14 protein-coding genes are annotated in these 14949 nt (G+C 34.7%); 9 read left to right on the top strand and 5 right to left on the bottom strand.

Going from position 1 to position 14949, the window contains the following annotated elements; translation table 11 throughout:
* Positions 1 to 29: 29 nt before the first annotated feature.
* Entirely contained in the window at positions 30 to 1730 is a 1701-nt protein-coding gene (locus BXU11_RS12560) for an ATP-binding protein (protein WP_078212769.1), read from the top strand.
* A gap of 97 nt (positions 1731 to 1827) precedes the next feature.
* Complete coding sequence (locus BXU11_RS12555) at positions 1828 to 3525, top strand: ATP-binding protein (RefSeq protein WP_139363501.1); 1698 nt, start codon at positions 1828 to 1830, stop codon at positions 3523 to 3525.
* Here the strand turns inward: BXU11_RS12555 and BXU11_RS12550 are convergent, their stop codons facing one another.
* Positions 3526 to 4017, bottom strand: a complete 492-nt coding sequence (locus BXU11_RS12550) for a metallophosphoesterase (protein WP_078212768.1) — start codon at positions 4015 to 4017, stop codon at positions 3526 to 3528.
* Between the two features lie 363 nt (positions 4018 to 4380).
* Between BXU11_RS12550 and truA the strand changes: the two genes are divergently transcribed.
* The 5 genes from truA (at position 4381) to cysK (ending at position 10122) form a co-directional block, all read left to right on the top strand.
* The gene (truA, locus tag BXU11_RS12545; protein ID WP_078212767.1) at positions 4381 to 5118 is read left to right on the top strand and encodes a tRNA pseudouridine(38-40) synthase TruA; all 738 of its coding nucleotides are present in this window, start codon (positions 4381 to 4383) and stop codon (positions 5116 to 5118) included.
* Between the two features lie 84 nt (positions 5119 to 5202).
* Positions 5203 to 6957: an ABC transporter ATP-binding protein gene (locus tag BXU11_RS12540; RefSeq protein ID WP_024982140.1), complete on the top strand. Its 1755-nt coding sequence runs from the start codon at positions 5203 to 5205 to the stop codon at positions 6955 to 6957.
* A gap of 36 nt (positions 6958 to 6993) precedes the next feature.
* Positions 6994 to 7536, top strand: a complete 543-nt coding sequence (locus BXU11_RS12535; protein WP_078212766.1) for a hypothetical protein — start codon at positions 6994 to 6996, stop codon at positions 7534 to 7536.
* Between the two features lie 106 nt (positions 7537 to 7642).
* A complete protein-coding gene (lpdA, locus tag BXU11_RS12530; protein ID WP_078212765.1) occupies positions 7643 to 9031 on the top strand; it encodes a dihydrolipoyl dehydrogenase in 1389 nt (462 codons plus the stop codon).
* A 176-nt stretch (positions 9032 to 9207) separates the two neighbouring features.
* Entirely contained in the window at positions 9208 to 10122 is a 915-nt protein-coding gene (gene cysK, locus BXU11_RS12525) for a cysteine synthase A (protein WP_078212764.1), read from the top strand.
* 71 nt (positions 10123 to 10193) lie between these two features.
* On the opposite strand, the gene BXU11_RS12520 is transcribed toward cysK, so the two are convergent.
* Positions 10194 to 11318, bottom strand: coding sequence for a cysteine desulfurase family protein (locus BXU11_RS12520; protein WP_078212763.1), 1125 nt, complete (start codon positions 11316 to 11318; stop codon positions 10194 to 10196).
* Between the two features lie 340 nt (positions 11319 to 11658).
* Positions 11659 to 12573 (bottom strand): EamA family transporter, encoded by a 915-nt coding sequence (locus tag BXU11_RS12515; protein ID WP_078212762.1) that lies wholly within the window; start codon positions 12571 to 12573, stop codon positions 11659 to 11661.
* Between the two features lie 147 nt (positions 12574 to 12720).
* Between BXU11_RS12515 and BXU11_RS12510 the strand changes: the two genes are divergently transcribed.
* On the top strand, positions 12721 to 13668 hold the full coding sequence (locus tag BXU11_RS12510) for a hypothetical protein (RefSeq protein ID WP_078212761.1): 948 nt from the start codon (positions 12721 to 12723) through the stop codon (positions 13666 to 13668).
* Between the two features lie 63 nt (positions 13669 to 13731).
* On the opposite strand, the gene BXU11_RS12505 is transcribed toward BXU11_RS12510, so the two are convergent.
* Both BXU11_RS12505 and BXU11_RS12500 read right to left on the bottom strand, forming a co-directional pair.
* Positions 13732 to 14283 (bottom strand): Smr/MutS family protein, encoded by a 552-nt coding sequence (locus BXU11_RS12505; RefSeq protein WP_078212760.1) that lies wholly within the window; start codon positions 14281 to 14283, stop codon positions 13732 to 13734.
* Entirely contained in the window at positions 14273 to 14458 is a 186-nt protein-coding gene (locus BXU11_RS12500; protein ID WP_024982148.1) for a hypothetical protein, read from the bottom strand. Before BXU11_RS12500 ends, BXU11_RS12505 begins: the two co-directional genes overlap by 11 nt.
* 103 nt (positions 14459 to 14561) lie before the next feature.
* On the opposite strand from BXU11_RS12500, the gene BXU11_RS12495 reads away from it, so the two are divergent.
* Positions 14562 to 14849: a DUF2752 domain-containing protein gene (locus BXU11_RS12495; RefSeq protein WP_024982149.1), complete on the top strand. Its 288-nt coding sequence runs from the start codon at positions 14562 to 14564 to the stop codon at positions 14847 to 14849.
* Positions 14850 to 14949 lie beyond the last annotated feature (100 nt).

Below are 14949 nucleotides of genomic sequence, written 5' to 3'. Positions count from 1 at the left end.
TTTTATTTTTTTGTGAATCAAAACTGCCAATGAAATTTTTAAAACAACCTCTTTCCTCTCTTTTTGCGCTACTCTTTTTGTGGTTGTTAACTCTATCTTTTAGTCATGCTCAAGAAAAAAAACTTTCTCGACATGAAATTCAATCTTTATCCCGAGAAGCTGTCAATAACATGCATAATGAGTTGTATGAAAAATCATTAATCCAAGCTCGAACTGCCTTACGCCACGCTATACTATTAAGAGATGATGCTGTAATTGCTCAAATTTACAACATCATTGGAGGAAACTTTGATGGTTTATTAGAATATGAAAAAGCTCTTTTTTATTACAATAAGGGGCTTTTTTTTGCAAATAGAACCAAAGAAACCGAGCTAAAAAACTTCCTACACAATAATCTTGGTAATATTTATTTTTTTGATAAAAAAAACTTTAAAAAAGGGGTGTATCATTATAACAAATCCCTTGGTTATAGTACTCTAACTAAAGATACTGTAAAAATGGTTTTTACCAAAATCAATATAACTTGGGCTTTTTTTGATATTGAAAAATACAAGGAAGGATATAGATATTTGGCGTTTGTGAACACTCATTTTAAAAAATATGGTGACCCTGCTTTAAGTACAGTACTACACATGTTGAATGGAATGTATTTCAAGTTTAAAAAACAACCTGAAAAAGCGACTACCCACTTCACAAAAGCCATAAAAACTGGGATTGAAAACCAAGAAAAATCAGACCTTTCATATACATATTTAGAATATTCTCGATTTTTAAACCAAATTGGCAAACACCAAGAAGCTTATCGAAACTTAGAAAAATACAATCAACTCACTGAAGAAATTAATTCAGAAGAGAAAATAAAAAAAGCCAATTTAGCCGGAATTAATTTAGAATTAGATGAGTACAAAAGAGAGATTGACAAAATTGCCGTGACCTATAAAAACAAAGAAACTATTTGGAAGGAGGAGCAATCACGTAATAAAAAAATAGTATTAGTCATTGTAACACTTTCGATTTTAATACTCATCATTTTTTATTTTTTAGCCATAAATGAAAAACTAAAGCAAAAAAACAAACTCAAAGAATTACAAAACCAAAACCAACAGAATTTAATTAATGCCACTATCGATGGACAAGAATCAGAGCGCAGAAAAATAGCTGCATTTCTTCATGATAACATCAGTGCTTTACTTTCGTCTGCAGGGATGCATATCAACGTTTTTTCAAGTAAGAATGAAGAACAATCCGATGAAATCCTAAAAACAAAATACATCCTTGAAGAAGCTCATCATAAAGTTCGCGACTTATCACATGAACTGATGCCAGCGCTTTTGGTCCGTTTTGGGTTGATGTATGCTTTAGATGATTTGTGTGAAAAAAATTCGAATTCCCAAATTCAATTTGAATTCATACACGACTTAGAGATGTCCACTAGATTTGAAGAGGCCTTTGAAATGAAACTGTACTTTATTGTATCTGAGTTGCTCAACAACATCCTAAAACATAGCAAGGCTTCTCATGCAAAACTACATGTAGCATTAATTAACAATCAACTACATATCCTTGTAAAAGATAACGGAAAAGGATTTAATGAAAACAGTTCAAGCATCGAAGGATTTGGAATTAATAGAATCAAAGCCAGAATTCACAGTATGCATGGAGAAATTTACATCGTGTCTGATAACGAAAATGGAAGTTCTATTGAACTCATTGTTCCAGTTATAGCATGATGATAGCTACTTTCAACGCTTTATTATAAAAAAAAAACAGCTAATAATACCGATACATTCAACGAATAGTAAACCAGAAAACAATTTTGAAGTACACATGAATCCACTACTAAATTCTTTTGGAAAAATAATTTTTAAAATTTGTTGGTACCTTTTACCTATTATCTGCTATTCACAAAATGAAGTTGTCACAGAACAAAAAATCCAAAAACTACTCAATCAAGCCATTGAAAATTGGAAAAATGACCGTTACGAAACGTCCTTAAAGCAATCCAATCTCGCGCTCTCTAAAGCTCTACTACTCAAAGACAATAAATTAATTGCGAAATCTTATAACGTAATTGGAGTGAATTTCGATGATTTGTTCCTATTGGAAAAAGCATTTTTCTATTACCAAAAAAGCTTAATATTTGCCAAAAAAACCGAAGATGACACTTTAAAAGGAAAAATTTACAACAATCTAGCCAACATTTATTTCTTTGAAAAAAAAGAATATAAAAAAGGTCTAGAACATTACCAAAAATCATTATTTCACACAGAAAAAATTGCCGATACCAGTAAAATATTCTTAAGAAAATTAAACATTACTTGGGCTTTTTTTCAAGAAAATCAATTCTCCAACGGCAAGAGTTCTTTGGATTACTTAAATAAATACCAAAAAAAATATGCTGATGAATCAACACTCACTATACTCAATATGCTAAACGGTATGTATTCTGAATACCTAAATGATTACCCAAAAGCTGCTCAATTTTATCAAAAGGCCATAAAATTTGGTATAAATAGCAATGAGAAATTTGATTTATCAGTTGTATACTATAATTATTCCCTGTTTTTAGCCAAAACTAAACAATTCAAAGAAGCCTACACTTACGGTAAAAAATTTGAAGATTTAACCAATCAAATTCAAAACGACAGCAAGATAAAAACAGCCAAAAACACAGGGATTAATCTTGAAGTTGAAGAATACAAAAGAGAAATAGCCACTATTGCTTCAACTTTCAAAACCAAAGAAACCTTTTGGATGGAACAACAAGCTCAAAACAAAAAAAAGGTAGTGCTAATCATCGTATTTTCATTACTAGTATTTTTTCTTTTTTATGCCGTTTCGTTACATGAAAAATACAAGCATAAAGACAAAATTAAAGAGATTCAAAACAAAGTACAACAAAACATAATCAATGCTACTATTGATGGGCAAGAGTCTGAACGGATGAAAATTGCCACGGTATTACACGATAATATTAGTGCGTTATTATCATCTGCAGGCATGCATTTGAATGTTTTTAGTACCACTACCCAAACACCGAGCGAAGAAATCCTAAAAACAAAACACATTCTTGATGATGCCCATCACAAAGTGAGAGACCTCTCACATGAACTCATGCCTTCCTTACTCGTCCGGTTTGGTTTGTTTTTCGCCTTAGAAGATTTGTGCGAAAAAAACTCCAATTCCAATATCAAGTTTGACTACAGCAACACCATCGATATTGAGACTCGATTCGATGAAACATTCGAAATCAAACTCTACTTTATTGTTTCAGAATTGATAAACAATATACTAAAACACAGTAAAGCCAACTACTCCAAAATTGAAACCATCATAGAAGATCAACAACTTCATATCACCATTCAAGACAACGGAAAAGGATTTAATGACCTTCAAAAAAACAGCACCGATGGTTACGGAATCAACAGAATCAAAGCACGAATCAACAATATGAAAGGAGAATTCGTAATCACCTCCAAAAAAAATCAAGGAACAACCATAAAGCTAGTTGTCCCAATTGTATAATTATTTTTTCATTTCGACAATTTCCAAGTCTTTAATTTTATCGCCATCAATCACAAATCGCAACAGTGTACGAACCTGATGAAAACCGCTTTTTCCAGCAGCACCGGGATTCATGTGTAACAAATTATGCTTCTTATCAAACTGAACTTTCAAAATATGAGAGTGTCCAGAAATAAATAACATAGGCGGATTCATAGCCATTTCATCTCTAACAGCAGGAATATATTTCCCAGGATAACCGCCAATATGCGTAATCCAAACCGAAACTTGCTCACACACAAAACGATTGTGTAAGGGAAATTCAATTCTAGCTTCATTCCCATCAATATTACCGTACACTGCTCGCAAAGGCTTGTGTTTTTTTAGCGTATCGGTCACATTCAAATCTCCAATATCACCTGCATGCCAAACTTCATCAGCCCAAGCTACATGTTTCAAAATCGCCTCATCGATGTGGCTGTGCGTATCTGAGAGCAAAAGAATTCTGGTCATACTATGGAGGATTAAAAATAAAAAACAGCAAAAATAAGCGCTTCTCCCTCATTCCAGCCAAAATTTGAAGTTCTTTTTTTGGAGCCAAACAAAAGGCTAAAAATAAACAGGGATTCCCGCTGTCCTTCCTATCTTTTTTTTATACCTGTCAGGTTTTAAAACCTGACAGGTATAAAAAAAAGGATATTCCCTCCCATCGGGGCTAGCATCAAACATTCGGCATTTATTCAGGCAATTACAAAAATGATATAAAAACAAAAAAATCACTCTAAAGATTGTAAATTTGCAGCCAATAAAACAAGCAATCGTTACCCTACCTTTGTAACGCATTAAAACGATTACAACCCAAAATCACAAAACATCTTGAGGTACTTTATACAATTAGCCTATAACGGAACTGCTTATCACGGTTGGCAATACCAACCCAATGCCAGATCTGTCCAAGAAACGCTGAACAAAGCTCTTTCGGTGCTTTTGAACACCACTATAAATATTATGGGGGCTGGTAGAACCGATACTGGCGTACATGCCAGCCAAATGTATGCTCATTTTGATAGTGAAAAAAAACTAGAAACAGCAACCTTGGTACACAAACTCAATTCGTATTTACCAAAAGATATCGCCATATTTGACATTATCCCCGTAAGCGATGAAGCGCATTCCCGATTTGATGCTACCAAACGCACTTACGAATACCATATCAATACCCTAAAAAATCCTTTTCTAGAAGGATTGAGTTGGTATTACCACCAAGATTTGGATGTAGCCTTAATGAATGAAGCTGCTAAATTATTATTAAATCATACCGACTTTCAGTGCTTTTCGAAAGTGAATACTGATGTAAATACATTTGATTGCACTATATTTGACGCAGTTTGGAGAAAGGAAAAAGATCGTTTGATTTTTACCATTTCCGCCAATCGTTTTTTGAGAAATATGGTGCGTTCTATTGTAGGAACATTAATCAATGTGGGATTACATAAAATCACTTTGATTGATTTTGAAAACATCATAAAAAGCAAGAACAGAGAGAAAGCAGGTTTTTCGGTTCCAGCGCATGGTTTGTACTTAACCGAAATCACTTATGAATACCTAAAATAGCCCCGATAGTAGTGGAAATCCTTTTTTGTTTTTCCTTTAAAAACAAAAAAGATTATAACGGATAGCGGGAAATAGCTCCTAAACATGAAAGCAAAAGCATTCGATACTCGATTATTCAAAAGAATTTTAAAATATACAAAACCCTATCAATTACGATTTAATGGGGTCATTGCCTTTGCCATTTCCTTATCGGTTTTTGCAGCTTTACGTCCGTATTTGTTAAAGCAAACAGTCGATGGATACATCAAAACCCATGACCAACAAGGTTTACTTTTGTATGTGTCTTTGATGGGAATTGTATTGCTTCTAGAAGTTTTTTCGCAATTCTATTTTGTGTTTTGGGCCAATTGGTTGGGCCAAGATATTGTAAAAGACATCCGAATTAAATTGTTTGCACATTTGCTCAGTTTTAGGATGAAATACTTTGATTTGGTTCCTGTTGGACAAGTCGTAACCCGATGTGTTTCGGACATTGAAGCCATTGCTCGTATTTTTAGTCAAGGACTTTTCATGATTATTAGTGATTTGATGAAAATGCTTGTGGTACTTATTTTTATGTTCTATATGAACTGGAAACTCACTTGGATTGTCATTGTAGCCATGCCGGTTTTGGTCTTTTTCACGCGTATTTTCCAAAAGAAAATGCAAGTGGCTTTTGAGGAAGTTCGTACCCAAATTGCGAATATGAACACTTTCGTTCAAGAACGCGTAACAGGAATGAAAATCGTTCAGTTGTTCAATCGTGAAGATATTGAGTTTGATAAATTCAAAAACATTAATGATAAACATAGAAAAGCGTGGATAAAAACAATTTTGTACAACTCCATTTTCTTCCCTATTGCTGATATTATCTCGTCATTGACGTTAGGATTTATCGTTTTGTATGGTGGAATCAAAATATTGAACGGTGACAACTTTACCACATTTGGAGATTTGTTTTCGTACACTATGTTTATCGGAATGCTATTCAATCCCTTGCGCCAAATCGCGGATAAATTCAACGAAATGCAATTGGGAATGATTGCAGCCAATCGTGTGTTTGATATTTTGGATACCGAAGACCAAATTCAAGACAAAGGAACAGTAGAAGCGCCGATTTTCAAGGGAAATATTTCGTTCAAAAAAGTACGATTCGGCTATATCCCTGACGAAGAAGTGGTAAAAGGTATCGATTTGGAAGTAAAAGCCGGACAAACCATTGCTATTGTGGGTTCTACAGGCGCAGGAAAATCGACTATAATTAATTTATTGAATCGTTTTTACGAAATCAACAGCGGTACGATTTGTATTGATAACGAAAATATCGACAACTATTCATTAAGTTCTTTACGAAAACAAATAGCGGTGGTGCTTCAGGACGTTTTTTTGTTCGCCGATACTATTTACAACAACATTACCCTTAATAATCCTGAAATTACAAGAGAGGAAGTAGTAGCTGCTGCCAAAAAAATTGGAGTACATGACTTTATCATGAGTTTGCCTGATGATTATAATTTTGACGTAAAAGAACGCGGGGTTATGCTTTCGTCTGGTCAACGCCAATTGATTGCTTTTTTACGTGCTTTTGTTTCTAATCCGAGCATTTTGATTTTGGATGAAGCCACGTCATCTATCGATACGTATTCAGAGGAATTGATTCAGCGCGCCACCGAAACCATTACGCAAGGCAGAACTTCAATAGTGATTGCGCACCGTCTGGCTACAATTGTAAACGCTGACAAAATCGTAGTTATGGACAAAGGCTTGATTGTAGAACAAGGAACCCATTTTGAGCTATTGAATTTAGAAAATGGTTTTTATAAAAACCTGTATGATTCGCAGTTTTCAATAGCGAATTAATTATTACATTCACATAATTAGTTCTTACTTAGCAGTATGAAAAAACTCAGTTGTTGGCTTCTAATTCTCCTAGCTTATTCTTGCATACCGTACAAAATTGCTCCAAATATCGAAGGAGAAAAAATCATTAAGGCAAAAAAATTCAAAAAAGACTTACCAAATTTTTACGGATACATTTTTGAAGACCCCAAGAATGCAAATGAGTTTTATAATTTCATCAACACTAAATACAATTTGAAGCATTTCAATGTCGATTCAAATGTGCCAATTACTATCAATAACACTAGGTATTATTTATCTTTTTTTGAACGTGAGAGAACAACAGAAACAATAAATTTGATCCCATTTATTATAGATGCTGATAGAAATAGTAAAGGAAAAGAGTCATTATTAGAAGATTTTTACGCAACTAGAACAGGTTTTTGGTATTTAGTGATAACAGTAACGGACACGGAAATTAAAGATTGTCTTAATCCAAAATATCCGCAACATGAGGAAGTCCTCAATCATTTGAAAAAATTAAAAAACGAATATTTTTCAACAAGTAATTATAAGGAAGCTTTCTTAAAAATGAAATAATAGTTTTTACGGATGCTACGAACTAATAAACTTTTGAAAGGTCTAATTTTTTTTAAAATAAATCCTTAATTTCGCAACTTGAAATTAATTTAGAAAACACATACAAATGAAATACGATATTATAGTTTTAGGAAGTGGGCCTGGAGGTTATGTAACAGCCATTAGAGCTTCACAATTAGGTTTTAAAGTAGCTGTAGTTGAAAAAGAAAATCTTGGTGGCGTTTGTTTGAACTGGGGGTGTATCCCAACTAAAGCCTTACTAAAATCAGCACAAGTTTTTGATTATTTAAAACATGCTTCTGACTATGGATTGACTGTAAAAGAATTTGACAAAGATTTTGGTGCTGTAGTTAACCGCAGCCGAAGTGTAGCTGACGGAATGAGCAAAGGCGTTCAGTTCTTAATGAAAAAAAATAAAATTGACGTTATTGACGGATTTGGAAAGCTAAAAGCTGGAAAAAAACTTGACGTTACTGATAAAGATGGAAAAGTAACTGAATACAGTGCTGATCACATCATTATTGCTACGGGTGCTCGTTCTCGTGAATTACCTAACTTACCACAAGATGGTGTAAAAGTAATTGGTTACAGACAAGCGATGACTTTGCCAACTCAACCTAAATCAATGATTATTGTAGGTTCTGGAGCAATTGGAGTAGAGTTTGCACATTTCTACAACTCAATGGGAACAGAGGTTACTATTGTAGAATTTATGCCAAATATTGTTCCTGTAGAAGACGAAGACATTTCAAAACAAATGGAACGTTCTATGAAAAAAGCAGGAGTTAAAATTATGACTAACTCTTCAGTAGAAAGAATCGATACTACTGGTGCTGGTGTAAAAGCCTATGTAAAAACGGCTAAAGGTGAAGAAGTTTTAGAAGCAGATATTTTATTATCGGCTGTTGGAATCAAAACCAACATCGAAAACATTGGATTAGAAGAAGTAGGTATTGCTACTGATAGAGATAAAATTTTAGTAAATGCATACAATGCTACTAACATTCCTGGTTACTATGCTATTGGAGATGTAACTCCAGGACAAGCTTTGGCACACGTTGCTTCTGCAGAAGGAATCAACTGTGTTGAAAAAATTGCAGGTCTGCACGTAGAACCAATCGATTACGGAAATGTACCAGGTTGTACTTATGCAACGCCAGAAATTGCTTCTGTTGGTTTGACAGAAAAACAAGCCAAAGAAAAAGGATATGAATTGAAAATTGGTAAATTCCCATTCTCTGCTTCTGGAAAAGCAAAAGCTTCTGGAGCTGCAGATGGTTTTGTGAAAGTAATTTTCGATGCTAAATACGGCGAATGGTTAGGATGCCATATGATTGGAGCTGGTGTTACGGATATGATTGCTGAAGCAGTTGTAGCTCGTAAATTAGAAACTACAGGTCACGAAATCTTAAAAGCCATCCATCCTCACCCAACTATGAGTGAAGCGGTTATGGAAGCCGTAGCTGATGCTTATGGCGAAGTAATTCACTTGTAACATTTTGTTTTAAATCTTCTTAAGTAGATTATAGATAAATATAGAATCCGTTTTGTGTATAACAAAACGGATTTTTTTATGTAATTTCATTTTACCATAGAATTAACTGTTGCTGTTTTGGTAAAACCAATTTATTCTATAAATTTACTAGGATTTAAAACTAAATAATTACAATCATGACTTACAACAACATACTTGAAACAATTGGCAATACGCCTCATGTAAAAATCAATAAACTTTTTGGAGATAAAGCATCCGTTTGGATAAAACTAGAGCGTGCCAATCCTGGGGCTAGTATCAAAGACCGTATTGCTCTAGCCATGATTGAAGATGCAGAAGCAAAAGGAATTATACAAAAAGGAAGTACCATCATCGAGGCTACCTCAGGCAATACAGGCATTGGCTTAGCTATGGTGGCGGCAGTGAAAGGATACCGACTTATTTTGGTTATGCCAGAATCAATGTCCATAGAAAGACGTCGCTTAATGAGTATCTACGGTGCAGAATTTGTATTGACACCACGCGAAAAAGGAATGAAAGGCGCCATTGAAAAAGCGCAAGAACTAGTCAACGAAATCCCAAACTCTTGGTCACCACTACAATTCGAAAACCCTGCAAATATTGAGGTGCACAAGCAAAAAACAGCCCAAGAAATCATCAACGCCTTTCCAAACGGAATTGACTACCTCATCACTGGAGTGGGCACTGGTGGACATATTACAGGTTGTGCAGAAATCCTAAAACAACACTTTCCTAACCTAAAAGTATTTGCGGTAGAACCAGAAGCTTCTCCTGTAATTAGTGGAGGCGCTCCAAGTCCACACCCAATTCAAGGGATTGGTGCTGGTTTTATACCCACCAATTTACACACCGAATTACTTGACGGCACCATACAAGTTAGCAAAGACGAGGCATTTGCTTATGCACAAAGAGCCGCTAAAGAAGAAGGAATCCTGTTAGGCATTTCATCTGGTGCCTCTTTAGCCGCTGTAGCTAAAAAACTAAACGAAATCCCAGATGGTGCAACTGTACTTACTTTTTGCTACGACACCGGGGAACGCTATTTGAGCATCGAAGGATTGTTCGAATAACATAAAATTGTATATAACAAAAAACCTGACAACTTTACAATTGTCAGGTTTTGCATTTTTATAAGAGAGCCTTAAAGGCCCTTCAACGCCTCAATCAATAAATCTACATCTTCTTGAGTGGATAAATGACTGAACGATATTCGCAAACTTGGTTTTTTCAAATCATCTTCCGAGAGCATTTCAGCCAATACATGCGACGGCTTCACACTTCCCGACTGGCAAGCACTTCCTCTTGAAACAAAAATCCCTTTCATATCCAAATAAAACAAAATCATAGCCGTTTTATCCGCTGAAAAAGGCAATTGCACATTCAAAATCGGATAAAAAGTAGCAACTCCATTTTCTTTCACTCCAGCAAAGTGCAACGCTAATTGTTCCAAACAATACTGCTTTAGAGCACTAATTTGCTGCTGCTCAGCTTCTAAATTGGCATAAGAAATTTCCAAAGCCTTTGCCATTCCAGCAATTTGATGAATTGCTTCGGTTCCAGAACGCAGTCCTTTTTCTTGCTCTCCACCAAAAAACAAAGGCTGCAAACCCGAATTTTTTCGAATAAAAGCAAAACCAACGCCTTTTGGACCGTGAAATTTATGGGCACTGCTCACTATAAAATCTACAGGCACTTTTTGCAAATCCAAAATCGCTTTGCCTACAGATTGCACCGTGTCCGAGTGAAACAAAGCATGATGCTCTTGACAAATTTGTGACACACGTTCCAAATCCAAAACCACCCCCGTTTCATTGTTCACATGCATTAAACTCACCAACGTTTTCTCCGTAGATTCAGAAAGTAAACTCACTAAATGCGTCAAATCAAGAACGCCATCAACCGAATTTTCTACATATTCCACTTGAACACCAAACTCCTTTTGCAATTCCAAAATAGGATATAAAACCGCATGATGTTCCATTTTGCTCGAAATAATTCGCCTCACTTTCAAATCCTTCACTGCCGAACGTAAAATCCAATTATTGGCCTCAGTCCCACCCGATGTAAACAAAATCTCTTGCGCCGTAGCATTCAAAGCCTTGGCAATGCTCTTTCTAGACAGTTCCAAAATACTTTTGGCGTGACGCCCCAAACTATGCGTAGACGACGGATTTCCATAATCTTGCGCCATACAATCTACCATCACCTGAATCACTTCGGGACGCATCGCAGTTGTAGAAGCATTGTCGAGATATACTTTTTTCATAATTAAATACTATTCATTTTTATTTGGGCGTGCCCCGCCAAAAAAAGTCGGGTCGGGCATCCGTTCCCGCTTTTTTTAGAGCCAAAAAAGTCTCTAAAAAAGAGCTCCACTTCTACCCTCACGCAAACCCTGCAAAACCAAACGTTCTTTACAGGAAATTCACTTTTAAAATTTTCGCCACAAACAACACTAATAAACACTAATTTGCAACAGTTTTTTATTGAACGAATTCTTAAGATCTATAAAATTTGTGCCATTCCATTTTAAAAATTGCAAAAAATTAGTGCCTATTTGTGCTATTCGTGGCTATTTTTTTTTAAATGCGAATGCTTTGCGTTCTTTAGGCAACCAATCGTTTTTCTTTCGATTTTTTCAATAGTTCCAATATCACTTTCTTATTAAAAATCACAACAGAAATCAAAATCAGTACATACGAAAAGAGTTGAATTCCATTTATTTTCTCTTTGAAATACAACAAAGCAATTGCAAAATTAATCATTGGATTGATATACATCAAAATTCCAACTGTCGCAGAGGAAATTCCTTTCAATGCAAACAAATTTAAAAATAAAGGAATAATCGTAAAAAAGACCACAATACATAACAAACAACCATAAAACAAAGGTGTTGTAGGAAGCGGACCGCTATAAATAGGATAAAATGGCAGTATCAACAGCGCAATAAAAAGCAACTGCACATTGAGCACCAATAGTTTATCCATTTGATTGTTTTTTCGTTGACTTACCAAATAGAGCGCATAAGACGCCGCTACCACCAAGCTATAAAAAATATCATGTAAATCATTCATTGACAACAACAAACAACTCACAACACTCAATGAAACCGCAAACCATTGCGTCTTTGAAAGTGTTTCTTTTAAAAGAAAAAAGGCAAAAACGGTCGTCAGTATCGGGCAAATCAAGTAAGCCAAGGAACCTGCCTTCACACTAACGTGATTGACAACATAAATAAAAATAAACCAATTCGAAGCCAGTATTAAACTTCCTCCTAATGTCAACCACAAAATGGTTTTCTTAACTTTTGACTCAAAATTTAGAAAAAGAACCCAATTCTCTCGAATCACACTTTTTCTAAAAACAACATTCAAAAGCGTCAAAAGTGCAACACTAAAAAAAACACGGTAAAAAAGAATGTCCAAAGAAGGAAAATCGGCAATAGGTTTTAGTGCCAAGCTGAAAAATCCCCAAATAAAGAAAGCGGAAAATGCAGCAAGATAATATTTCGTTTGTTTCATTTAGATTAAATAGGACGGCAAAGGTACTAATTTCATTTGGCTTGTCTTTTTCTTCCAAAACAAATCGGCTACATTAACATCATTTTAAAAAAGAGATGAAGCGGATACCAATTAAAAATTCTATTTTTGCTTAAAATAAACTCTATAATGAAACGATTTTTAGGTATCTTATTCTTATCACTAATTTTGAACAGTTGCGATGATGGCGACCTGTTTTTAGAAGATATTAATTTTGACAATGCCACGGTGGCCAAATGCGAAACTAATGGTATTATTTACAAACTCAACGAAAAAGAAGCCTTATTGCTGGAGCTTCCACGATTAGTTTTACCAAACGAAACCAAAACGCAATCTGTTATCATCGGTGGTGAAAATCGGGTGGTGTATCGTTTCTACGATGGAAAAGTATCGCAAGCCAACATTTGCGAAACTATACCTCCTGGAACACCAATTGTAACAGATCAATGGAATGCAACAGCCGGTATTGTTGAAATTGCATCGACACCGATCAAAAAAATTGATGAGACCAACAATAGTACTCGAATTACAGGCTATAATCATTTTATAGTATTGAGAAATATTACTTTTAAAAAGTCAGACGGTAAAGATCAAACTTATCCTGAGTTTGTTTTTGGAAATCAGGTGACCATGGCTACTTTGCTACCTTTTGCTTTCACTCAGGCGCTAAACCGATGTACTGTTTCAAAAAATATTTATAACTTTATTAAGAGCGAAGCATTAACTTTAAGCAATATTGATCCTGAACTAATTAAAAGCGAAAGTACTCCTTTGAATACTCCTAGAGTTGGATTATTGGGTACTACTAAAAATAGTCTAGTCTACAAATCCTATAACGGTTTGTTGACAGGTGATTTTTTCTGTACTACCACACCTCCACTTACACCAACTGTTCTTCAAGAGTGGAAGGCGGCAGCAGGTATTGCTAATTCTGAAGGCATTATCGAAGTAACAACCACTACTTTTGGCACAGGATATAAACATACGATTATACTTAAGAAAGCAAAAATGACCCGTGGAGAAGACAGCTTTTTATTGGGTGACACCTATATTTACGGAGAATTAATCACCAATTAACACTCAAATCAACAATCAAAAAAAGGTCAATTCTTTACTGAATTGACCTTTTTTTGATAAAAATTACTTTGCGTTTTGCTTAAAGTATACTTCAGTTGCCCCTAAACCATATTTTTGATAATTGGCATCTTGAAACGAAACATTGTCATAACGTCCTAGTAGAAAATCCAACTCGGCTTTCAGTACTCCTTCTCCAACGCCGTGGATGAAAACGATTTTTGGTATTCTATTTCTAATCGCAAAATCAATATGGCGTTTGGCGGTATCGGCTTGCAAAGTTAGAATATCATAATTCGTCATACCACGCTTATTGGGTACTAATTTCTCAATGTGCAAATCAAATTCAGGTACGCCAACTTCCTTTTTTTCTTTGCGTTCTTTTACAAAACTTCTGGGTGTTGGAATCGTTTTTTCTTTGATAATTTCATCTACATTAATCCTTCTAATAGCATCCATTAAATTACTCGATTGGTTCATGTTAAGTAATTCATGAGTTGCAAAATTCATTACAAAACCATCTTCGGTTTCAATAGTAATTTGGGTTCCATTGATCGCTAGAACAATACCATTAATATCGTCGTCTAGTACCGCTACTTTATCTCCTTTATTCCACATCATTTTCTTCTTTATCTTGATTTTTACTTGGCGTTTTACCACTTAATCGCATCATTCCATACATGAAAATAATCATAGCCATAACTATCAAATAAACATTTTTATCTGGTTTAGTTTGTTCATAAAAAGCAACTCCTATGGCTACTGCCACTATCAAAATCATCAATTTCTTCATTTCAAAAAATTTCAAGCTCCAAAAATAAGAAATAAAACTGGTGAGATCGATTATTGAAAAAGGAATCGGCTTTTTTTTGTAAAATTGTATCAAATTAATGACGATGCATTTAGAAGAATATATGATTCCTTGTTTGAGCAAAACACTTTTTGGTATAGAATGCTTGGGTTGTGGATTTCAACGCGCCCTGCTTTTGTTGCTAAAAGGAGAATGGAGTACCGCGTTTGTTATGTATCCAGCAGTATATTCCATGCTTACAATGTTAGTGGGAATTCTTTTGTTTTACACCACCAAAAAAACAACTTTTACCAAAAAAGGTTTAACTGTTTTAATAGCAATTAATCTCTTCTTTGTCATTGGTGGCTATACCTACAAACATTTTTTGATTTAAATTACTTTTTCATTCGAGTAAAAATATCATTCATAATTTCGATTTAATGATCATTATTTAATGATTAAACTCTCTTTTTTAAGCTAATTTTCGCGATTAA

Origin of the sequence: Flavobacterium sp. LM5, from assembly GCF_002017945.1 — a bacterium.
Taxonomy (GTDB): domain Bacteria; phylum Bacteroidota; class Bacteroidia; order Flavobacteriales; family Flavobacteriaceae; genus Flavobacterium; species Flavobacterium succinicans.
The sequence above is the reverse complement of the archived record's forward strand: the minus strand, read 5'-3'. Positions and strand labels throughout refer to the sequence as shown.

Bases quoted from the DNA above. Each gene is read 5' to 3' on its own strand.
- BXU11_RS12535 (WP_078212766.1), top strand. From the start codon at position 6,994: ATGAAAAAACTCAGTTGTTGGCTTCTAATTCTCCTAGCTTATTCTTGC.
- BXU11_RS12500 (WP_024982148.1), bottom strand. From the start codon at position 14,458: ATGAAGAAATTGATGATTTTGATAGTGGCAGTAGCCATAGGAGTTGCT.
- BXU11_RS12540 (WP_024982140.1), top strand. From the start codon at position 5,203: ATGAAAGCAAAAGCATTCGATACTCGATTATTCAAAAGAATTTTAAAA.
- BXU11_RS12495 (WP_024982149.1), top strand. From the start codon at position 14,562: ATGCATTTAGAAGAATATATGATTCCTTGTTTGAGCAAAACACTTTTT.
- BXU11_RS12555 (WP_139363501.1), top strand. From the start codon at position 1,828: ATGAATCCACTACTAAATTCTTTTGGAAAAATAATTTTTAAAATTTGT.
- lpdA (WP_078212765.1), top strand. From the start codon at position 7,643: ATGAAATACGATATTATAGTTTTAGGAAGTGGGCCTGGAGGTTATGTA.
- BXU11_RS12515 (WP_078212762.1), bottom strand. From the start codon at position 12,573: ATGAAACAAACGAAATATTATCTTGCTGCATTTTCCGCTTTCTTTATT.
- BXU11_RS12520 (WP_078212763.1), bottom strand. From the start codon at position 11,318: ATGAAAAAAGTATATCTCGACAATGCTTCTACAACTGCGATGCGTCCC.
- cysK (WP_078212764.1), top strand. From the start codon at position 9,208: ATGACTTACAACAACATACTTGAAACAATTGGCAATACGCCTCATGTA.
- BXU11_RS12560 (WP_078212769.1), top strand. From the start codon at position 30: ATGAAATTTTTAAAACAACCTCTTTCCTCTCTTTTTGCGCTACTCTTT.
- BXU11_RS12505 (WP_078212760.1), bottom strand. From the start codon at position 14,283: ATGTGGAATAAAGGAGATAAAGTAGCGGTACTAGACGACGATATTAAT.
- BXU11_RS12510 (WP_078212761.1), top strand. From the start codon at position 12,721: ATGAAACGATTTTTAGGTATCTTATTCTTATCACTAATTTTGAACAGT.
- BXU11_RS12550 (WP_078212768.1), bottom strand. From the start codon at position 4,017: ATGACCAGAATTCTTTTGCTCTCAGATACGCACAGCCACATCGATGAG.